The 20,722-nt window shown below is 69.8% G+C and carries 21 protein-coding genes; 17 read left to right on the top strand and 4 right to left on the bottom strand.

The annotated features are described in order from the left end of the window. Window positions 1-129: 129 nt before the first annotated feature. The 8 genes from ftsZ (at window position 130) to ileS (ending at window position 8,776) form a co-directional block, all read left to right on the top strand. A complete protein-coding gene (gene ftsZ, locus E7742_RS09765) occupies window positions 130-1,365 on the top strand; it encodes a cell division protein FtsZ (RefSeq protein ID WP_137798774.1) in 1,236 nt (411 codons plus the stop codon). After that, window positions 1,362-2,102 carry a peptidoglycan editing factor PgeF gene (gene pgeF / locus E7742_RS09760; RefSeq protein ID WP_254699225.1) on the top strand — a complete coding sequence of 247 codons (741 nt, stop codon included), beginning with the start codon at window positions 1,362-1,364 and terminating at the stop codon, window positions 2,100-2,102. The genes ftsZ and pgeF overlap by 4 nt, the downstream gene beginning before the upstream one ends. Window positions 2,103-2,124: 22 nt before the next feature. Next, a complete protein-coding gene (locus E7742_RS09755; RefSeq protein WP_137798773.1) occupies window positions 2,125-2,853 on the top strand; it encodes a YggS family pyridoxal phosphate-dependent enzyme in 729 nt (242 codons plus the stop codon). Window positions 2,854-2,950: 97 nt separating this feature from the next. Next, a complete protein-coding gene (locus E7742_RS09750) occupies window positions 2,951-3,538 on the top strand; it encodes a cell division protein SepF (RefSeq protein WP_137798772.1) in 588 nt (195 codons plus the stop codon). 101 nt (window positions 3,539-3,639) lie between these two features. Further along, a complete protein-coding gene (locus tag E7742_RS09745) occupies window positions 3,640-3,942 on the top strand; it encodes a YggT family protein (RefSeq protein WP_137798771.1) in 303 nt (100 codons plus the stop codon). A 115-nt stretch (window positions 3,943-4,057) separates the two neighbouring features. Then, window positions 4,058-4,912, top strand: coding sequence for a DivIVA-like cell division protein Wag31 (wag31, locus tag E7742_RS09740; RefSeq protein ID WP_137798770.1), 855 nt, complete (start codon window positions 4,058-4,060; stop codon window positions 4,910-4,912). A 43-nt stretch (window positions 4,913-4,955) separates the two neighbouring features. Next, window positions 4,956-5,327 carry a hypothetical protein gene (locus E7742_RS09735; protein ID WP_137798769.1) on the top strand — a complete coding sequence of 124 codons (372 nt, stop codon included), beginning with the start codon at window positions 4,956-4,958 and terminating at the stop codon, window positions 5,325-5,327. A 260-nt stretch (window positions 5,328-5,587) separates the two neighbouring features. Further along, a complete protein-coding gene (ileS, locus tag E7742_RS09730) occupies window positions 5,588-8,776 on the top strand; it encodes an isoleucine--tRNA ligase (RefSeq protein WP_137798768.1) in 3,189 nt (1,062 codons plus the stop codon). Window positions 8,777-8,825: 49 nt separating this feature from the next. Here ileS and E7742_RS09725 read toward each other — a convergent pair whose 3' ends face one another. Continuing rightward, window positions 8,826-9,437, bottom strand: coding sequence for a TetR/AcrR family transcriptional regulator (locus tag E7742_RS09725; protein WP_137798767.1), 612 nt, complete (start codon window positions 9,435-9,437; stop codon window positions 8,826-8,828). Between the two features lie 185 nt (window positions 9,438-9,622). Between E7742_RS09725 and E7742_RS09720 the strand changes: the two genes are divergently transcribed. The 4 genes from E7742_RS09720 to E7742_RS09705 all read left to right on the top strand — a co-directional run bounded on the left by E7742_RS09720 (window position 9,623) and on the right by E7742_RS09705 (window position 13,742). After that, window positions 9,623-10,552 (top strand): metal-dependent hydrolase, encoded by a 930-nt coding sequence (locus tag E7742_RS09720; protein WP_137798766.1) that lies wholly within the window; start codon window positions 9,623-9,625, stop codon window positions 10,550-10,552. Continuing rightward, a complete protein-coding gene (locus tag E7742_RS09715; protein ID WP_137798765.1) occupies window positions 10,552-11,712 on the top strand; it encodes a hypothetical protein in 1,161 nt (386 codons plus the stop codon). Before E7742_RS09720 ends, E7742_RS09715 begins: the two co-directional genes overlap by 1 nt. Window positions 11,713-11,772: 60 nt before the next feature. After that, the gene (locus tag E7742_RS09710) at window positions 11,773-13,125 is read left to right on the top strand and encodes a DNA polymerase IV (protein ID WP_175420454.1); all 1,353 of its coding nucleotides are present in this window, start codon (window positions 11,773-11,775) and stop codon (window positions 13,123-13,125) included. Between the two features lie 128 nt (window positions 13,126-13,253). Continuing rightward, a complete protein-coding gene (locus tag E7742_RS09705) occupies window positions 13,254-13,742 on the top strand; it encodes a hypothetical protein (RefSeq protein ID WP_254699224.1) in 489 nt (162 codons plus the stop codon). 156 nt (window positions 13,743-13,898) lie between these two features. On the opposite strand, the gene E7742_RS09700 is transcribed toward E7742_RS09705, so the two are convergent. After that, window positions 13,899-14,630, bottom strand: coding sequence for a hypothetical protein (locus E7742_RS09700; protein WP_254699223.1), 732 nt, complete (start codon window positions 14,628-14,630; stop codon window positions 13,899-13,901). Further along, the gene (locus tag E7742_RS09695) at window positions 14,627-15,580 is read right to left on the bottom strand and encodes a hypothetical protein (RefSeq protein WP_137798762.1); all 954 of its coding nucleotides are present in this window, start codon (window positions 15,578-15,580) and stop codon (window positions 14,627-14,629) included. Before E7742_RS09695 ends, E7742_RS09700 begins: the two co-directional genes overlap by 4 nt. 65 nt (window positions 15,581-15,645) lie before the next feature. Between E7742_RS09695 and lspA the strand changes: the two genes are divergently transcribed. From lspA to E7742_RS09675, 4 genes are all read left to right on the top strand, one after another. After that, complete coding sequence (lspA, locus tag E7742_RS09690) at window positions 15,646-16,320, top strand: signal peptidase II (protein WP_254699222.1); 675 nt, start codon at window positions 15,646-15,648, stop codon at window positions 16,318-16,320. Further along, on the top strand, window positions 16,317-17,243 hold the full coding sequence (locus E7742_RS09685; protein WP_137798761.1) for an RluA family pseudouridine synthase: 927 nt from the start codon (window positions 16,317-16,319) through the stop codon (window positions 17,241-17,243). The genes lspA and E7742_RS09685 overlap by 4 nt, the downstream gene beginning before the upstream one ends. A 1-nt stretch (window position 17,244) precedes the next feature. Continuing rightward, the gene (locus E7742_RS09680) at window positions 17,245-17,913 is read left to right on the top strand and encodes a hypothetical protein (protein WP_137798760.1); all 669 of its coding nucleotides are present in this window, start codon (window positions 17,245-17,247) and stop codon (window positions 17,911-17,913) included. A 69-nt stretch (window positions 17,914-17,982) separates the two neighbouring features. After that, window positions 17,983-18,597 carry a chorismate mutase gene (locus tag E7742_RS09675; protein ID WP_137798759.1) on the top strand — a complete coding sequence of 205 codons (615 nt, stop codon included), beginning with the start codon at window positions 17,983-17,985 and terminating at the stop codon, window positions 18,595-18,597. A gap of 26 nt (window positions 18,598-18,623) precedes the next feature. Here E7742_RS09675 and E7742_RS09670 read toward each other — a convergent pair whose 3' ends face one another. Continuing rightward, entirely contained in the window at window positions 18,624-19,685 is a 1,062-nt protein-coding gene (locus tag E7742_RS09670) for an alpha/beta hydrolase (RefSeq protein ID WP_254699221.1), read from the bottom strand. 76 nt (window positions 19,686-19,761) lie between these two features. On the opposite strand from E7742_RS09670, the gene rarD reads away from it, so the two are divergent. Beyond that, complete coding sequence (rarD, locus tag E7742_RS09665; protein WP_137798758.1) at window positions 19,762-20,694, top strand: EamA family transporter RarD; 933 nt, start codon at window positions 19,762-19,764, stop codon at window positions 20,692-20,694. The last annotated feature ends 28 nt before the right edge of the window (window positions 20,695-20,722 follow it).

Here is a 20,722-nt window from a genome sequence, read left to right as displayed (position 1 = left end):
TGTGGCACTGCATAGCGTTTCGCAACAAGGAACTACTTGACATAACCTTGACCCTGTGGTTGAGGTTGAGGGTTTTCCGATACTCATCCCAGAACGAGCGCGAAATCCACTCACGGAAGGCGAGAGCCAATGACGCCCCCGCACAATTACCTCGCCGTCATCAAGGTCGTCGGTATCGGCGGCGGCGGCGTCAATGCTGTCAACCGCATGATCGAGCAGGGACTCAAGGGAGTCGAGTTCATCGCGGTCAACACCGATGCGCAGGCACTCCTGATGTCCGACGCCGACGTCAAGCTGGATGTCGGACGTGAACTGACCCGCGGACTCGGGGCCGGTGCCGATCCCGAGGTGGGCCGCAAGGCCGCCGAGGACCACAAGGACGAGATCGAAGAGGTCCTCAAGGGTGCCGACATGGTCTTCGTCACGGCGGGCGAGGGTGGTGGCACCGGAACCGGTGGCGCGCCCGTCGTCGCCAGCATCGCTCGCAAGCTCGGCGCCCTCACGATCGGTGTGGTCACCCGCCCGTTCTCGTTCGAGGGCAAGCGCCGTGGCTCGCAGGCCGAGTCCGGCATTTCCGCGCTGCGCGAGTCGTGCGACACCCTGATCGTCATCCCCAACGACCGCCTGCTCCAGCTCGGTGACGCGGCGGTCAGCCTGATGGACGCGTTCCGCAGCGCCGACGAGGTCCTCCTCAACGGTGTCCAGGGCATCACCGACCTCATCACCACCCCGGGTCTGATCAACGTCGACTTCGCGGACGTCAAGAGCGTCATGTCGGGCGCCGGTAGCGCCCTCATGGGTATCGGCTCCTCGCGCGGGGAGGGCCGCTCGATCAAGGCCGCCGAGACCGCGATCAACTCGCCGCTGCTCGAGGCGTCCATGGAGGGCGCACGGGGCGTGCTGCTGTCGATCGCCGGCGGGTCGGATCTGGGCCTGTTCGAGATCAACGAGGCGGCGTCGCTGGTCCAGGAGGCCGCGCACATCGACGCCAACATCATCTTCGGAACCGTGATCGACGATTCGCTGGGCGACGAGGTTCGCGTCACGGTGATCGCGGCCGGCTTCGACGGCGGCGCGCCGGTCAAGCGTCCGCTCGAGGTCCAGTCCGCCATCGGCCGCGGCAACATCGGTGCCGGTCGCGCCGGTGAGGTCGGACAGTCCGAGCGTCCGGCTCCCCAGGCGCCGCCGACCGCTCCGGCCGCCCCGGCCGAGCCGGCCCATGCGGCGCCGCCGCGCGAGCCGGTGGGTACTCCGACGGGTTCGAGCCTGCCGCCGCTCGGTGGCAACACCTCCCGCGCGGTACCGGTCGGCAACGAGGAGGGCGAGGACGACGACGTCGACGTGCCTTCCTTCATGCGCCGTTGAGCGGGGCCTCCGTGACGGGCGTCCGGGTCCGGCGGGTCGTCACGACCCGCGCCGGCGGTGTGTCCGCGGCGCCGTACGACTCGTTCAATCTCGGTGACCACGTCGGCGACGACCCTGCGTCCGTCGAGGCCAACCGTCGTCGGCTGGCCGACGGCATCGGGCTGCCGTTCGAGCGCCTGGTGTGGATGGAGCAGATCCACAGCCGCACGGTGACGGTCGTGGACGGTCCGGTCGACGGGCCCGTGCCCGCGACCGACGCGCTGGTGACCACGGAACCCGGACTCGCGCTCGTGACGCTCAGCGCGGACTGTGTGCCGATCCTGCTGTCCGACGACGAGGCGGGCGTGATCGCGGCCGTCCACGCCGGCCGGATCGGTGCCCGGATCGGCATCGTGCCCAAGGTCATCGGCGCCATGATCGAGCAGGGCGCCCGTCCGGAGCGCATCGGTGCCTTCCTCGGTCCGGCGGCCAGTGGTCGCCGGTACGAGGTCCCCGCGGCGATGCAGGCGGACGTCGAGAAGTTCCTGCCCGGGAGCGCGACCCGGACCGAGAAGGGCACGCCCGGCCTCGATCTACGGGCCGGCCTGCGCCGCCAACTCCTCGCGGCCGGGGTCTCGGGCGTCGCCGAGGACCCGCGCTGCACCATCGAGGACCCGACGCTGTTCAGTCATCGACGCGGTGCGCCGACCGGTCGGCTGGCCGCCGTGATCTGGATGGATCCGTCCGGAGACGAGTGACGGAGAAGAGTTGACAGTCGGGATGGACAGACACGAGCAGATCGCGTCGGCGCTGACGCAGGTCCGCGCCAGGCTCGACACTGCGTGCCGGGACGCGGGCCGCGATCCGGCCGAGGTCGCGCTGTTGCCGGTGACGAAGTTCTTCCCGGCGTCGGACGTGCACATCCTCTACGAGTTGGGCTGCCGCGAGTTCGGCGAATCCCGCGAGCCCGAGGCGAGTACCAAGATTGCCGAGTTCCGTGACCACCGCGATGCGCCGGAGCCGGTGCGGTGGCACATGATCGGCCGGTTGCAGCGCAACAAGGTCAAATCGGTCGTCAGGTGGGCCGACACCGTCCACTCACTCGACAGCGACCGCCTGGCGGACGCCTTGTCCGCGGCAGCGGCCGCGGCGCTCGAGGTGGGGGAGCGGGCGCGTCCGGTCGAGGTGCTGATCCAGGTGAGTCTCGACGGGGATCCGTCCCGGGGCGGGGTCCCGGTCCCCGACCTCGACGCGCTCGCCGACCGGATCGCGGCGTCGCCCGGGCTCGACCTCGCCGGTCTCATGGCGGTCCCGCCCCTGGGCGCCGACCCGGATGCCGCGTTCGCGCAGCTGAACGCGGTGCACAGCGAGCTGCTGCGGCTGCATCCGGCCGCGAGGACGGTGTCCGCCGGGATGACCGGCGATCTGGAGGCGGCGGTGCGGCACGGATCGACCTGTGTGCGTGTCGGAACTGCGCTGCTCGGCCCTCGACCGATAGTCTCGAAATGATCACCAGTCACACCATGATCATCTGTCACATCCGGAGTTCTGCGGTCGACCGCAGGATGAGCCAGTATCAGTCCGCCGCGCCCAGGAAGGTCGATCAATGAGCAGCCTGCACAAGTTCAAGGCTTACTTCGGCATGGTTCCCCTCGAGGACTTCGAGGACGATTACATCGACGAGCCCGGACCGGGTCGTCGCGAGTACGCCGAGCCCGGATACGCGTCGTCGCGCCGGGACGAGGTGGAGAGCGATTTCGATCGCTACGAGCCCGCTCCCCGTCCGTCGCAGCGCATCGAGTCGATCGCGCCGCGCAACGCCGCTCCTCGGGGCGCGACGCGAGGCGCGCTCGCCGTCGACTCGCGTATGGACCGGGTGGAGAGCCGTCGTCCGGTGGTCGACGAGGGCGGCCCGCTGTCGAAGATCACGACGCTGCGTCCCCGCGACTACGGTGAGGCCCGCACGATCGGCGAGCGCTTCCGCGACGGTTCGCCGGTGATCATGGATCTGGTCGAGATGAGCAACGCCGACGCCAAGCGTCTGGTGGACTTCGCGGCCGGCCTGGCGTTTGCCCTCCGCGGCTCCTTCGACAAGGTCGCCACCAAGGTCTTCCTGCTCTCGCCGGCCGACATCGACGTCTCCGCCGAGGAGCGCCGCCGGATCGCCGAGACCGGGTTCTACAACCAGAAGTAAGAGACCGTCGAGAACGCGTCGCATCCTTCCGGAGGTGTGACGCGTGCCTCGGCTTGTCGAATGGTTTTGATCGACCGGTTGTCGTCAGGCAGAGTGAAGGTGTGGCCGTGTTCTCGGTGATCTACGTGATCCTGTTCATCTTCTGGTTGTTGCTCATCGGACGGATCATCGTCGAGTTCATCCGAGTGTTCGCCAGGGACTGGCGACCCACGGGTTTCGTGGTGATCGTCCTCGAAGTGATCTTCACGGTCACCGACCCGCCGGTGAAGCTGCTGCGGCGGCTCATCCCGCCGATCTCGCTCGGCGGGGTCCGTCTGGACCTCTCGATCATGGTGCTGTTGTTCCTGCTGTTCATCCTCATGCAGGTGGTGTCGGGACTGGCGTCACCTTCGGGTTTGGTGTGACAGAATGGCCCGCAGTTACAGTGTGACAGGTAACGAAATGGTTAACGAGTACGCGCAAACGCGATAGAACCGAATGCGTGCTAGACCGCCAAATGACGCGTGAAGGGATCCTTCCATGCCGCTGACTCCAGCTGATGTGCACAACGTCGCGTTCAGCAAGCCTCCGATCGGGAAGCGTGGCTACAACGAGGACGAGGTCGATGCCTTTCTCGACCTCGTCGAGCAGGAGCTTTCGCGGCTCATCGAGGAGAACGCTGACCTCCGTCAGCGGGTAGGCGAGCTCGACCAGGAACTGGCCGAGGCGAAGAAGGCCCCGCGCCCCGCCGCCGCAGCGCCGGCGCCCGCGCCCAAGCCCGAGCCGGAACCGGTTCGGGTCGTCGAGCAGCCCAAGCCCGAGCCGGTGCCGGCCGCCGCGCCGCCGCGGTCCCAGGACGCCAACATGCAGGCGGCCAAGGTGCTCGGCCTCGCGCAGGAGATGGCGGACCGCCTCACCGGTGACGCCAAGGCCGAGGCGGAGGAGTTGCTCAGCGACGCCCGTACCAACTCCGAGCGCCTCGTGACCGAGGCTCGCACCAAGTCGGAGACGATGGTCTCGGACGCCAAGCAGAAGTCGGAGACCATGGTCTCGGACGCCAAGCAGAAGTCCGAGGCTCTGCTGTCCGATGCGCAGACCCGCTCGGAGACCCAGCTGCGTCAGGCCAAGGAGAAGGCCGACGCGCTGCAGGCGGACGCCGAGAAGAAGCACACTGAGATCATGGCGACCATCAATCAGCAGCGGACGGTTCTCGAGAGCCGCATCGAGCAGCTCAAGACGTTCGAGCGTGAGTACCGCGTCCGCCTGAAGTCGTACCTGGAGTCGCAGCTCGAGGAACTCGAGCAGCGCGGCTCGGCCGTGCCGGTCGACGGCGGCCAGGAGGCCTTCGGTCAGTCGGGCTTCGGCCAGTCGTCGTTCGCCAAGGGAAACAACTGACCGAGCCGACTGCGGCCGCCGGCTCCCGAACAGAGGGTGACTCGTGCTGGTCATGACGCTGGTCCTCGCCGCCGTGGGGTTCGCCCTGCTGGTGATCGCCCTGATGACGGGGTCCGTCGTCTGGGCGTGGGGATGCATCGCGGTTTGTGTCACGGGCGCCGTCCTCCTGCTCGTCAGTGCGCTGGCGAGCAGGAAGGCGGCTCCCGTCGCTGGTGCGCCCGACGCGCCCGCTCCGCACGCCCAGGGGTCCGACTTCCCTCGTCCCGACCGGGGCGACAGGGCAGAGGGTGACCGGACGGAGGGCGAGCGGGCGGAGAGCGAGCGGCCGGCGACGAGTCCGGACGACGCCGCCGAGGACGAGGGCCGCGGCTCCGGCGGTGCAGGCGACCCGGGCCGGAATCCGGCCGAGGGTTAGACGAGGGATAGACTCGACAACGCACACACGGCGACGATCCGGCCATCACCGGGGAGCCTTCGGAAGAACGGCGCGACCTACCGGACCCATCGGGGACGGGGATCGCGCTCACTAGACCCGAACGGGTGGGCCCGTCACAGCCCGCATCGAGTGGCTCGTCCCGCGCGCGGGGCGGGCAAGCGGGGTGGTACCGCGGTAACGGCGCACAGGGCGCCGTCGTCGTCCCCGTGCCGGCAGTCAGGGCACGAGGAGCTTTCGCGGTGACCAGTAACGAATCCACCCCTGCACGGACGAACGACGCGTATCCGCGTGTCGATCTCGTCGGCGGACGCGCTACCGGGTCCGTCTCGTTCCCCGACCTCGAGCAGAAGGTGCTCGCGGTGTGGGAGGCGGACGACACCTTCCGCGCCAGCATCGCGCAACGCGACGGGGCCGAGGACTTCGTGTTCTACGACGGCCCGCCCTTCGCGAACGGCCTCCCGCACTACGGTCACCTGTTGACCGGCTACGTCAAGGACGTGGTGCCGCGCTTCCAGACCATGCGCGGCAAGAAGGTCGACCGCCGCTTCGGCTGGGACTGCCACGGCCTGCCCGCCGAGCTCGAGGCCGAGAAGCAGCTCGGCATCAAGGACAAGTCGCAGATCGACGCGATGGGCCTCGCGGAGTTCAACGCGTACTGCAAGCAGTCCGTCCTGCGCTACACCGACGAGTGGCGCGACTACGTCACCCGGCAGGCACGCTGGGTGGACTTCGACAACGACTACAAGACCCTGGATCTGGACTTCATGGAGTCCGTCATGTGGGCGTTCAAGGAGTTGTACGACAAGGGCCTGATCTACCAGGGCTTCCGGGTGCTGCCGTACAGCTGGTACGAGCAGACGCCGCTGTCGAACCAGGAGACCCGCCTCGACGACGCCTACAAGATGCGTCAGGATCCCGCGGTCACGGTGGACATGGTGCTCACCGCTCCGGACAGCGATCTCGACGGCGCGAACGCGTTGATCTGGACCACCACGCCGTGGACGTTGCCGTCCAACCTGGCGATCGCGGTGCACCCGGACGTCGACTACGTCCACGTTGCCGGCGCCGACGGCAAGACCTACCTGCTCGCCGCGGCCCGCCTCGGCCACTACTCGCGCGAGCTCGGCGACGCCCCCGAGGTGCTCGGCGCGTACAAGGGTGCCGACCTGGTCGGTCTGAAGTACGTTCCGCCGTTCGACTTCTTCCACGGCCCCGGCAAGGGTCACGAGGAAGCGCACCGGGTGCTGTCGGCCGACTACGTCACCACCGACTCGGGTACCGGTATCGTCCACCTCGCGCCGGCCTTCGGTGAAGAGGACATGGAGTGCGCGACGGCCAACGGCATCGCGATCGTCCAGCCGCTGGATCCGGGTGGCAAGTTCACCTCGATGGTGCCGCCGTACGAGGGTCTGCAAGTTTTCGATGCGAACCCGGTCATCATCAAGGACCTCAAGGCCGCCGGGAAGCTGCTGCGCCACGAGACGATCGAGCACTCGTACCCGCACAGCTGGCGCTCCGGTCAGCCGCTGATCTACATGGCGGTGCCGTCGTGGTTCGTCGCCGTCACCAAGTTCCGTGACCGCATGGTCGAGCTCAACCAGGAGATCACCTGGGTTCCGGAGCACATCCGCGACGGCCAGTTCGGTAAGTGGCTCGAGGGTGCCCGCGACTGGAACATCAGCCGAAACCGTTACTGGGGCAGCCCCATCCCGGTGTGGGTGTCGGACGATCCGGCGTACCCGCGCGTCGACGTCTACGGTTCGCTCGACCAACTGGAGGCGGACTTCGGGGTGCGGCCGACCGATCTGCACCGGCCGATGATCGACGAACTGGTTCGCCCCAACCCGGACGATCCGACCGGCAAGTCCATGATGCGCCGGGTCCCGGAGGTGCTCGACTGCTGGTTCGAGTCGGGCTCGATGCCGTACGCGCAGGTGCACTACCCGTTCGAGAACCGGGAGTGGTTCGACTCGCACTACCCGGGCGATTTCATCGTCGAGTACAACGGACAGACCCGCGGCTGGTTCTACACGCTGCACGTGCTGGCCACCGCGCTGTTCGACCGTCCCGCGTTCAAGTGCGTTGCGGCGCACGGCATCGTGCTCGGTGACGACGGCCTGAAGATGAGCAAGTCCAAGGGCAACTACCCGGACGTCAAGGAGGTGTTCGACCGGGACGGCTCGGACGCCATGCGGTGGTTCCTGATGTCGTCGCCGATCCTGCGCGGCGGCAACCTGATCGTCACCGAGCAGGGCATCCGGGAGGGCGTCCGGCAGGCGCTGCTGCCGCTGTGGAACGCGTGGAGCTTCCTGCAGCTGTACGCGTCCAAGCCCGGACAGTGGCGCACCGACTCGTCGAACGTGCTCGACCGGTACATCCTCGCGAAGCTTGCGCAGACGCGTGACGCGATGACCGATGCCCTCGACGTGATCGACATCGCCGGCGCGTGCGACGAGCTGCGCACGTTCTGCGACGCCCTCACCAACTGGTACGTGCGCCGTTCGCGGAGCCGTTTCTGGGACGAGGACCGCGACGCGATCGACACGCTGCACACCGTGCTCGAGGTGGTCACGCGCCTGGCGGCACCGCTGCTGCCGATGGCGTCCGAGGTGATCTGGCGTGGACTCACCGGCGGCCGTTCGGTGCACCTGACGGACTGGCCGGCGGCCGCCGAGCTGCCCGCCGACGCCGACCTGGTCGCCGCCATGGACGACGTCCGGAGCGTGTGCTCGACGGTGCTGAGCCTGCGGAAGGCGCAGAACCTGCGGGTGCGTCTGCCGCTGCCCGAGGTGACCGTCGCCGCGCCGGACGCCGAGAAGATGCGCCCGTACGTCGGATTGATCGCCGACGAGGTCAACGTGAAGAAGGTCGACCTCACCGAGGACGTCGACGTGCACGGCCGCTTCGAGCTGGTCGTCAATGCGCGGGCCGCGGGTCCGCGCCTGGGCAAGGACGTGCAGACCGTCATCAAGGCGGTCAAGGCCGGAGAATGGACGGAGGAGGACGGGGTGGTCACCGTCTGGCCGGGACGCTCCGCGGGCTCGGCTCCCGATGCCGGCATCGAACTCCTGCCGTCGGAGTACACCCAGCGCCTGGTCGCTGCCGAGCCGGAGTCGACGGCGGCGCTGCCGGACGGTGCGGGCCTGGTGGTGCTGGACTCGCAGGTGACCGAGGAGCTCGAGGCCGAGGGTTGGGCCAAGGACCGTGTCCGCGAGCTGCAGGAGGCGCGCCGCAGCGCGGGACTCGATGTCTCCGACCGGATCTCGGTCACCCTGGAGGTGCCGGCCGAGCGCCGGGAGTGGGCCTCGCGGCACCGGGACCTGATCGCCGGTGAGGTCCTGGCGACCACGTTGGAGCTCGGCGAGGCGAGCGGCGATTCCGTCGTCGAACTCGGGGAAGGTGTGCGCGCCACGATCGCCAAGGTGTGATCGGGTAGCTCCTCGATCCGTCACGAAGCCCTGAGAGACCGCCGGTCCCTCAGGGCTTCGTCGTCGGCGCGGGGATCTGGGCGTCGATCGCGCTGCCCATCCACCGCCGGAGATAGCGGCGAAGCTCGGGCTCGGTGCGGTCGCCGGGGGAGACGAAGAACGACTGCATCGTGCGCAGCAGGTACTCGACCAGCTCGCGCAGTGCGGGCTCGTCGTAGCCGTGACGTTCCCAGTCGACGTCGAAGCGCCGGATCATGGTCACGCCGAACGCGAGTGCCTCGTCCGAGGTGATGCCCTCGGTGTGGGAATGCGAGCCGGACAACATGATTCCCAGGTGCGGGGTGCGCGGCACCGCGTCCAGTGTATAGATGACGGCCTCGGTCAGGGCGTCGGCCGGGTCCTGCCGGCCGCGGACCTGGGCGGCGAGACGATCGAGGAAGCCGTCCACGGACGCGATGGCCGCCGCGCGCAGCAGTGCGTCGGTGCTGGGGAAGTAGCGGTACACCGTCTGCCGGATCACGCCGAGTGATTCCGCGACGTCGGCGATGCTGACCTCGCCGCCCGTGCGGCCGATGAGTTCCACCGCGGCGGCGACGATCCGCCTCGACGCCTCGTCGTCGCTCTCCGGCGGCGTCCCGCCCCACCCGCGTCTGCGTGCCACCACCTGTGCCCTCGCCTCCCCGCGTGCCGCTGCCGGAACCGTGATCCGGTGAGAGGCTACCGCGGCCGATGTCGGCGATTTCCATCATACAAAACGGCCCACGTGTGTATGGTCGCATGCGCTGGGGCCTCGCCCACCCCTCTGGGGCCTCAGCGCTCATGCCGGACGAGACGAGGTGTCGCCAAGTGACCGACTTGCACGTGCGAAAGATGCGGTTCGCGTTCGCGGACTACGACGTTCCATTCCTGTGGAACGAGCGGAATCCGGCGTTCTCGAGCATGGCCAACGCCGTGTCGTTCCTCGCGATCGGTTTCGAGAAGATGATCGTGCAGCTGATCACCGAGCTGATGCCCCGGATCACCGATCCCGCGGTCGCGGAGGAGGCCGACGCGTTCATGCGGCAGGAGGGGCAGCACTCGACGGCCCACCGGCAGCACGTCAAGGGCCTGATCCGGCGATACCCCGGCCTGCAGACGACGCTCGACGAGGTGATCGGCGCGTTCGACAAGCTCACCGCGCAGACGTCGCCCGAGTACCGGCTGGCGTACACCGCCGACCTCGAGGCGACGTTCACCCCGGTCTTCAAGCTGATGCTCGACAACGACTCCAGCCTGTTCCGCCCGGGCGACGACCGAGTCGCGTCGTTGTTCATCTGGCACTTCGTCGAGGAGGTCGAACACCGCAGCTCGGCGTTGGTCATCTTCGACTCGGTGGTGGGCAGCGACCTGTACCGGATGCGGCAGGCGCCGTCGGTGTTCAAACACGTGCTCGATGTCATCAAGATCGCGTGCGAGGGCTTCAACGAGCATGTCCCGCTGGAGGACCGGAAGATCGACGCACTGTCGATGTTCGCGCGGCACCGGCGCGCGCAGCGCGTCCGGAAGCTGCTGCCGTGGCTGGACCACACCGATCACGGGCCCATGCCGCGGGCGTTCGACGACCTGCCCCTCGGGCAGCAACTGGTGGCGCTCTCGGGTGTCGTGCGCAGCCAGATGCCCCGGCACAATCCCGAGCACGAGAAGTTGCCGGCCCTGGCCGGTGAATGGTTCGACCGCTACGACGAGGGCTACGACGTCACGTACTGGTACACCGCCGGAACGCGGGAGGCGAACTGATGTCGGACCACTGTTCGCCCACCTTCGCCGATCTGGCCACTCGGCTCGGGTTCTCGTGCGAGGAGGCCGGGGGACTGGTGGAGGTCCGCAACCCGTTCGCGTTGGAGAACTGGACGCTGCCGGTGCTCGAGGTGACGATCGTGCTGGGCGCGGTGCTCGCGCTCGTCTACGCGATCGTGCGGTTGCGCCGCCACGGCGACCCCACGAATCTGGTGGTGTGGTTCGGTGCCACCGCGTTCCTGTTCGTGATCGAACCGCCGATCTACTTCCCGGCCGCGTTCGGCACCGAGGACTACCTGGGGACGATGTTCGCGCACAACGTCTTCACCGTGGACTTCCTGTGGGGCCGTCTCCCGCTGTACATCGTGGCCATCTATCCGCTGATGGCCACGCTCGCGTTCGAGATCGTCCGGATGCTCGGCGTGTTCCGCCGGTACGGGGTGTTCCTCGGCGCGGTGTGCGTCGGCTTCGTCCATCACGCGTTCTACGAGATCTTCGACCAGCTCGGTCCGCAGTTGCGGTGGTGGGAATGGACGCTCGACAACAAGGTCAACCAGCCGTTCTTCGATTCCGTTCCACTGCCGAGTGTCGTGGTGTTCGCCGCGCTGTGGCCGATGTCCCTGGCGCTGTGCGTCCAGTTCTTCGTCGGCCGCCAGGTCGATGCCGGCCGGCACTTCTCGGGGCTCACGTTGGTCTGGCGCACGGTGGTGGTCGGTCTCAGCGCATCCGTCGGGGTGTTCGTCCTCCCGCTCCCGGCGACGGTGTTCGGGATGGGGAGCGACACGATCCGCGGCGTGCTGTACGCGGCGGAACTGGTGGTGCTCGCCGTGGTGGCGGTCCCGATACTGGTCCGTCAGTGGTCGCGGATGCGAGCGGGCACGGCGGGCGTTCCGCCCTACTCCGACGACTTCGTCCGCTACTACGCCGTGGTGTATCTGGGTGTGATGGCGGTGCTGTGGGTGACGGCGCTGCCGGACCACTTCGACGCCGTCGCCGGGGTGACGAGCAACGGCGATCCGATCGGCAACCTCTGGTACACGGCGGCGTGTTTCGCCGTCGCGATCGCGAGCGTGCTCGCAGTGTTCACCGTCCCGCGACCCGCCCCGACCGCGGACGGGGGTGTGTCCGCCGACCGGCGGGCGGTGCCGGGCACCGTCTAGACCGGCCGGGCCCCGGTCTGCCGCCGGGCCTTGTCGTGGCCGCGGCGTAGTTTTTCCTCCATGATCGCCGCCGTCCCCGATCCCACGCGCAGTCGTCGCTGGGTGCTGCACCTCGACATGGATGCGTTCTTCGCATCCGTCGAGCAGCTCACCCGGCCGACGCTGCGCGGGCGGCCGGTCCTGGTGGGCGGGCTCGGGGGTCGGGGTGTGGTGGCAGGAGCCAGCTACGAGGCGCGGGTGTTCGGCGCGCGGTCGGCGATGCCGATGCACCAGGCGCGTCGGCTCGTCGGTGCGGCCGCGGTGGTGCTGCCTCCACGCGGCGCGCTGTACGGGGAGCTGAGCCGTCGGGTGTTCGACGCATTGCGGGTGAAGATGCCGGTGCTCGAACAACTTTCGCTCGACGAGGCGTTCGGTGAACCGAAGGAACTGGCCGGCGCGGGCAAGGCGGAGGTCCTGCGGTACTGCGAGGAGTTGCGGGCGTTGGTGCTGGCGGAAACCGGGCTCGTCGCGTCCATCGGCGCCGGCCCCGGCAAGCAGGTGGCCAAGATCGCCTCCGGCCTCGCCAAGCCGAACGGCATCACGGTCGTCTCACCCGATGTGCAGCAGGAGCTGATGGCGGCATTGCCGGTCCGCAAACTGTGGGGCGTCGGTCCGGTGGCCGAGGAGAAGCTCAAACGCCTGGGGATCGAGACGATCGGCGCGCTGGCCCGGTTGCCGGAACCGGAGGTGGTGTCCGTCCTCGGCGCGACCGTGGGGCCGAGCCTGCAGCGCCTGGCGCGCGGCATCGACGACCGGCCCGTGGCCGAGCGTGCCGACGCGAAACAGGTGAGCGCGGAGACGACGTACGCGCAGGACATCGTCACCATGGCCGATCTGCGCCGCGCGGTCGACGCCAGCGCGGCGGCGGCGTTCCGGCGCCTCGAGCGGGACGGCCGCGCGGCGCGCACCGTGGTGCTCAAGCTGCGCAAGTCCGACATGAGCATCCTCACCCGCTCGCTCACGCTGCCGTACGCGACGACCGACGCCCGGGTCCTCACTGCCACCGCGCAGCGTCAGGTGCTCGACCCGCTCGAGATCGGGCCGGTCCGGCTGGTCGGTGTCGGCTTCGGCGGCCTGTCCGCGGTCAGTCAGGGCTCACTGTTCCCGGAACTCGATCAGGCAGTTCCGGACGTGGGAAGTGATGACACCGAGCAGGATTCGGGGTTCGACGTACTGTCCGGACCCACGCCCGGGTGGCGGCCCGGACTCGACGTCGCGCACCCCGAGTACGGGCACGGCTGGGTGCAGGGCGCCGGGCACGGGGTGGTGACGGTGCGGTTCGAGACGCGCAGCACGGGACCGGGTCCGTCGCGTACATTCGACGAGACGGACTGCGACCTGACGGTCGCGGACCCGGCCGACAGCTTGAGGTGAGGCGACCCTCTTCGCCGGTACTCTTGCTGTGAACTGGAGTCATAGCTGGGACAGCGACGGTGTCCCGGCTGCGGCATGAACGATGTTCGACCGAGAATGAAAAGGACAAGCACTTGAAGCTTCGGAAGATGACCATCGCTGGTGTGGCGATCGCGGCTGCCCTCACCATGTCCGCCTGCTCCGACGACAGCAATGACGACGGTGGACGTACGACGGTGACCCAGGCGCCCACCACCACCGCAGCCGAGGGCGCCAACGGCACCGCGCCGGCCCCGCCGACCGCCGCGGACCTCAACGCCGCGCTCGCGAAGGCGTTCGACGACAGCGTTCCGCTGGACCAGAAGGTGCAGCTGGTGCAGGGCGCCGAGGCCGATCCCGAGCTCATCAACCAGGTGACGGCCGCCGCGAAGCAGAACAACGCCACCATCGAGGTGCAGGACGTCACCCCGACCGGCGACGACACGGTCACCGCCGGCGTCAACCTGATCATCAACGGCCAGGCGAACCCCGCGACCGTCGACTTCGTCGCCGAGGACGGGGTCTGGAAGATGTCGAAGACCTACGCCTGCCAGCTGGTGCAGGTTGCCGGCCTGACCTCGCCGGCCTGCCCCGCGTAGTCTGTGCCCCCGCCGATGCCGGCGTCACCCGACGGGTGGCGCCGGCATCGGCGTTTTCACGGGTCCGGCGTTTTCACGGGTCCGGCGTTTTCACGGGGCCGGCGTTTTCACGGGTCCGGCGGAGTCACAGGTTCGTCGGGTTCACGGTGTGGCCTCTCAGCGCGGACCGGCCGCCGCGTGCACGCGCTGCGCGGTGGTGCGCGCCAGCACGGTGGTGTCGTCGCCGGCGAGGGCGTCGGGACCGGTGGTGACGACCTGCACCACCGTAGAGTCGACGGAGGTGACGACGGCGTCGGAGACGAGCGTGAATCCCTCGCTGGTCGTGGTGACCCGGAAGGCGATCGCGGCGTCCCCCGCGTCGGGCCGGGCGAGCGGTTCGACGCGGTATTCCACCGCCGTGCCCAGCGCGTCCGTGCCGGTGAAGGTGGTGCACGTGCGGACGCTCGCCTGGACGGCGGCGAACGCGTCCGCGGCGCCGCTGCCTGCGTAACTGGCGGCGTCGACGTCGATACTGGTGAAGCCTGGCCCGCTGAAGTTCTGTTCGGCCGTGGCGACGGCGCCGGGGGACTGGCGGGCGATGGTGTCCAGGACGTTCGCGCAGCGGGCCGGATCGGTCGAGGACGCGTCGGTGGCGTCGTCCGCATCCCGACCCGCGGGGTCGTCCGGCGTGTCCGGCAGTACGGCGAAGCCGGGCGCCAGATCGGCGGTCGTGGGCAGCGCCGCGCGTAGCGCGTTCCCGTCGGTGATCGGCCCGGCCGCCGGTGTGGCCGGGGCCGTCACCTCGGGCGCCGGGTCCGCCGCCGGAGCCGGGTCGGACTCCTCGGATCCGCACGCGGTGAGCAGCACCGCGAGGGAGAGTGCCGCGGCCGCCGCGGCGCCCCCCGTCACCCCGCCCACTGCACGCTCTCGCCGGTGGTCTGCCGCAACTGCATCGCGCCGGCCGGGTCGCTGTAGGACTGCGTGCCCTCGACGCTGACGGAGCCGTCGATCGGGAGCGGCGACGCCATGTCGACGACGACGGTGCCGGCCCCGCGCAGCGAGTACGAGTCGACGTTCAACGTGCCGGCACCGCTGGGGAGTTCGAACACCGGCGACTTGGGTGTCTGCTCCACCTGGACGTCGACGGTGAGACGATCGCCGTCGCGGGCGACGAGGGTCGCGGTGGTGACCTGGTCCAGGGCGACGGCGCTCATCACCTGTTGGCGGATCTTCCACACCGCGCCCACGCCGATCGGCTGGCCGGGGAACGCGACGGTCCGGTACACCGCCTGGTAGAACGCCTGCTCGATCATCGAGCGCGCCTTGTTGTCGGTCTCGGGATCGGGCCGCAGCCGCAGGGCCGTGATCGCGCCCGAGCGATCCATCGTGAAGCCCGCGTGCGAGCCCTGGGCGGGTGCGAGCAGTTCGTCGGTCGCCGCGTCGGGGGTCGTGAGCTCGCCGAGCGTGAGGTCGACGGTGGTGGCCGGCGTCGCGTCGGTGACGCCCTGCGTGACCAGCGCGGCGAGCGGCATCGTCATCTGCGGCGTCGAGAAGTCCTGCGGCGGCTGCTCGTCGATCTGCTGCGACACGGTGGCCGTCGTCACGAGGCGCGCGTCCTGCCGCGTGCCCTGCGGTAACCGGTACTGGACCAGCTCCCGCGGCTCGGCGCCGGCGTCGACGATCTCCGTCGTGGCGGCCGTGACGGGGACGGTGACCTCGTCGGATGCGGCGCCGACGGCGTCGGGGCTGGCCGGGGTGGCGTCACCACCGCTGCTGCACCCGGCGACGAGGAGCGAGAGGGAGAGTGTCGCCGCGACGAGCGCGGTACCGGAGGAGAGGAATTTCGACGGCAGTGGCACGCCAACAGGTTAGTCGGCGCGGGTGGGATGACCGGTCTGTTCCCCGGGTAGGGGATGATGGCGGAGTGAGTGACGACCGCGCCGAGAGCGACGACCGTGCCGTGAAAGGTAACCAGATTCCGGAACCCACCGCCTCCGAGCCCGACGACCCGGCACCCGACGACCCGGCACGCGACGACCCGGCACACGACCCGGCGACCTCGGGGCGGCCGTCGCGGGCGCCGCGGAAGATGATGCGGTTGCTCGTCGGCATCGCGGTGGTGGTGTTCGGGCTCGACCTGCTGACCAAGTCGCTGGCCGTCGCCTACATCGACCCGGCCGACCCCGTCCGGATCGTCGGCGACACCGTCACGCTGACGCTGATCCGCAATGCCGGCGCGGCCTTCTCGATGGCCACCGGGATGACGTGGCTGCTGACGCTCGTCGCGGTGGGCGTCGTCGTCGGTGTGATCCGGATCGGTCGCAGGCTGAGCTCGCCGTGGTGGGCGCTGGGACTCGGACTCGTCCTCGGCGGCGCGCTCGGTAACCTGATCGACCGGATCTTCCGTTCGCCCGGACCGTTGCAGGGCCACGTCGTGGACTTCGTCTCCGTGGGCTGGTGGCCGGTGTTCAACGTCGCCGACTCGTCGATCGTGTGCGGAGCGATCCTGTTGGTGGCGCTCACGCTGTTCGGGATCGAACCGGGCGGTGGACGGGCCGAAACGAAGAACGGTACTTCCCGGAAGGGGGATGCGGCATGAGGGAGACGCGATCGATGCCGGTTCCCGACGGGCTCGACGGTATGCGGGTGGACGCCGGGCTGGCGCGTCTGCTCGGGCTCTCGCGCACCGCGGTGGCGACACTCACGGAGGAGGGCGCCGTCCAGGTGGACGGCGTCGCGGCAGGCAAGTCGGATCGGCTCGCGGCCGGAACGTGGCTCGAGGTCGAGCTGCCCGAGCCGCCGCGCCCGTTGACGATCGATCCCGAGCCCGTCGAGGGCATGGAGATCCTGTACGCGGACGACGACATCGTCGCGGTCGACAAGCCGGTGGGCGTCGCCGCCCACGCGAGTGTCGGATGGACGGGACCGACCGTCATCGGCGGTCTGGCCGCGGCCGGCTTCCGGATTTCGACGTCCGGGGCGCACGAACGTCAGGGCATCGTGCACCGACTCGATGTCGGCACCTCCGGCGTGATGGTGGTCGCGACCTCCGAGCGCGCGTACACGGTGCTCAAGCGGGCGTTCAAGCAGCGCACCATCGACAAGCGGTACCACGCGCTGGTGCAGGGGCACCCGGATCCGAGCAGCGGCACCATCGACGCGCCGATCGGACGGCACCGCAGCAACGACTGGAAGTTCGCGGTCACGGCGGACGGCAAGCCCAGCGTCACCCACTACGACACCGTCGAGGCGTTCCAGGCCGCGAGCCTGCTCGACATCCATCTCGAGACCGGCCGCACCCACCAGATCCGCGTGCACTTCTCGGCGCTGAGGCACCCGTGCTGCGGCGACCTGACGTACGGCGCCGACCCGCGGCTGGCCGAGCGCCTCGGCCTGGAACGGCAGTGGCTGCACGCCCGTTCGCTGGGGTTCGCGCATCCGGCCGACGGTCACTGGGTCGAGATCACCAGCGAGTACCCGAAGGATCTCCAGCACGCGCTCGGAGTGCTGCGGGGCGCGTGAGATGAGTGCACGTACGTGGCCGTCCGTCGTGGCGGCGGCCGTGCTCGTCGGCGCCGTCGTCGGGCTCGGGATCGCGAACCCGGTGCCCGACGCCCGGATCTCCACCGATCGGCTGGGGCCGGACGCCGGTGAGCAGGTGACGGAGTATCTGGACCGGGCGCGCGGCACGCTGGCGGACGATCCCGCGGCCGGCGCCGACACCCGGCACTGGGCGCTGGTGTCGCTGGCCGCGCCCGCCGCGCCGCAGCACCTGCTGGACGTCACCGCGGATTTGCGGGTGGCGCAGGTGCTGCTTCGGGTGCCGCTCGACCGGGTGCAGACACCCATGGTGGCCATACCGGTCGCGGCGAATCCGACTGCTGTGCTTCGCGCGTCGGGTGTCGCGGCTGCCCGGCTGCACACGTCGATCGTCGGTCACGACCGGCAGTCGCTCGTCGCGGCGTACTCGGCCGCGCAGCTGTCCGACGGGTGCGCGTGCGTCGTGGGCGCCACCGTGCGCGGGACGCTGGACCAGTTGCGGCTGCTGGCGGACACGCCGGGGGTGCGGGTCGTGGAGGCGCTTCCGCCCGACGCGGTCGCGGGTTCGTTCGCGGTCAGTCCGCTGCTGCCGGAACAGGTCGGCACGGTGGCGCCGGGTCCGGACGACGGACCGGTCCCGATCGCGACGTGAGACCGTTCGCCGTCCCCGAGCGGCCGTCGTATCCGCCGCTCTGAACCCCACTGCTGCACAATGTGGTCCATGAAACCAGTCGGGTGGTCCGTGAACCGTGTCGGATGGATCGCGGCGACGGCCGCTGTCGCCGTCTCGTCGATACTCGCCGCAGCACCGGCCGCGGGCGCCCGGTCGTACGCGCCGGCCCCCGGAGAACTGCGGCCGCTGGTGCTCTCGATCGCGCAGCGGTTGTCGACGGCCGATCCGGTGGCTGCGGCCAAGTGGGGGACGGACCGCCCGATCGACGATCCCGCGCGTGAGCGGGACGTGCTGCGGTCGGTGGGCGAGCAGGCGAGCGGCGCGGGTCTGGAAGCAGGCCGGGTGGAAGCGGTGTTCCGCGCCCAGATCGAGGCGAACAAGGACGTCCAGCGCGGCCTCTTCGGCTACTGGCAGCTGGCGCCCGCCGCCGCCGCCGCCGTCCGCCCCGACCTGGCGACCGTCCGCTCGGTGCTGGACACCCTCAACCGGGACATCGTCGCGGAGATCTCGGCGCGGCGACAGGTGCTGGCCGGACCGGAATGCCTGCCGGACCTGGTGACCGCGGCGGTCGACGTCGTGGCCACCGAGCGGGTCGACGCGTTGCACCAGGTGGCACTGGTGCGGGCGCTCGGGGCGGTGTGCGGCCCCGTCGCCGCGAACTGAGGCGCCGGCCAGTCGGGTGAGCTCGGTCAGGCCCCGGGGGCGTCGACGGTGTGCTTGCGGAGGAACTCGACGGTCCGTTCGAGCGCCGCACGGCCGTCGGCGTTGTCGAGGTCGAACTGGTATTCGTGTGCCAGCGCGGGCACGTGGTCGTCGGGGTAGAACAGCGCGGTCACGTCCACCCCGAGGCCGGTGAGTCGGGCGGCCAACGCCTTCGACTGCTTCGCGGTGAGCCCGTCGGAGTTGCCGCCGGAGACGAACGTGGCCGGGAAGCGGTCGGAGACGTGCCGCAGCGTCGACATCTGCGCGACCGTCGGCGAACCCGAGACGTCCTTGGATCCGGTGTACGCCCACACGGATTCGGAGGTTCCCCACCCGATGACCCCGGGACCGCCCACCATGTCGGCGACCTCGTAGATTCCGCAGTGGAGGATCACGCCACGCAGCTGCTGCGGTTGCAGCGCCGGTTCGATGCAGACGGCGCGGGCGTAGCCGGGGTCGGTGGTGATGACGGCGAGCTGGCTCGACAACTGCGCGCCCGCGGAGTCGCCGGCGAGCACGATCCGGTTCGGGTCGACGTGCAGGCGCGCGGCGTGGGCGAGGACGTACGCGTGGGCGTCGTGCAGTTGCCGGACCGCGGTGGGGTAGCGGCGCCGCGGCGCCAGCGAGTAGTCCACCGCGATCACCGTGAATCCGGCCGCGGCCAGCAGCCGGTAGTACGCGGTGTGGTGCGCGCGGCTGCCCGAGATCCAGGCCCCGCCGTGGGTCCAGATCACGGCCGGCAGTGCGCGGCCGGTGCCGCGGAGTTCCTCCGGGAAGTACACGTCGAGGTAGGCGTCGTCGTCGCCGCTGCGGTACTGCTGGTCGAGAATCGTGGCGACGCCGGCCGGGGCGTGCACGGCCAGGGCGGCACTCGTGCGCCGCGCCCCGCGGTCGAAGACGAGACGGACGAGCATCGCCCCGGGCCACGGGCTCGCGAGGAACGCGGTGATCGCGCCGCCGATCAGCGCCGCGGCGACCGGAAACCGCCACCCGCGGCGGGCGAACCGAGGCCGGCGCGGGGACCGGGCAGGGGCGGTGATGAGGGTCACAGGGCGGTCCTCCGTGCGGTCGGGCGCGTCGACGCGGTGGCGAGCCAGCGTAGCCCGGCGGCTATCGTGACGGAGCGTGACACCGCGGCACCGCTCCGAAGATTCCACCGGACTGCTCTCCGGGGTCGGCGCCTACCTCATCTGGGGCATGTTCCCGATCTTCTTCGGTCTGCTTGCCCCCGCCGGCTCCCTCGAGGTGCTCGCGCACCGCATGGTGTGGACGGTGCTCCTCATGCTGATCGTGCTGGCGATCCTCGGCCGGCTCGGGTCGCTGCGAGGACTCGGGCCCCGCACGTGGGCTCTGGTGACCGCGGCGACGATCGCGATCGGCATCAACTGGGGCGTGTACATCTACGCGGTCGTCTCCGGCCACGTCGTCGAGGCCGCCCTGGGGTACTTCGTCAACCCACTCGTCAGCGTCCTGCTGGGTGTTGTGCTGTTCCGGGAGCGGCTGCGTCCGGCCCAAATCGGCGCCCTCGTACTCGCGGGGATCGCGGTGGTCGTGATCACCGTCGACTACGGCAGGCCGCCGCTCGTGGCGCTCACGCTGGCGTTGTCGTTCGCGTCGTACGGGGTGATCAAGAAAGTGGTGCCCCTGGACCCGCGCACCAGCCTCACCGCCGAGGGGGTGGTCGCCGCGCCCGTCGCGATCGGCTACCTGGTGGTGCTCGCGGTCTCGGACACGGGCTCGTTCTTCGGCAACGGGGTCGGTCACAGCCTGCTGCTGATGGCCGCCGGGCCGGTCACGGCCGCCCCGCTGCTGCTGTTCGGAGTGGCGGCGCAACGCATCCCGCTCACGACCCTGGGCATCCTGCAGTACCTCACGCCCGCGCTGCAGATGGTGTGGGGCGTCGCGGTCATGCACGAGGTGATGCCGCCGTCACGCTGGGCCGGATTCGTCCTGATCTGGGTGGCGCTCGTGGTGTTCACCACCGATGCGCTGGTGCGATCCCGCCGCGCCCGCCGAGAGCGCCTGCGGCGGGACGAGACCGTCGGTGCGAGGGCCTAGACTCGATGCGCTGAACCCAGGGACCGCC

It is taken from the genome of Rhodococcus sp. SGAir0479, from assembly GCF_005484805.1.
GTDB lineage: Bacteria > Actinomycetota > Actinomycetes > Mycobacteriales > Mycobacteriaceae > Prescottella.
The sequence above is the reverse complement of the archived record's forward strand: the minus strand, read 5'-3'. Positions and strand labels throughout refer to the sequence as shown.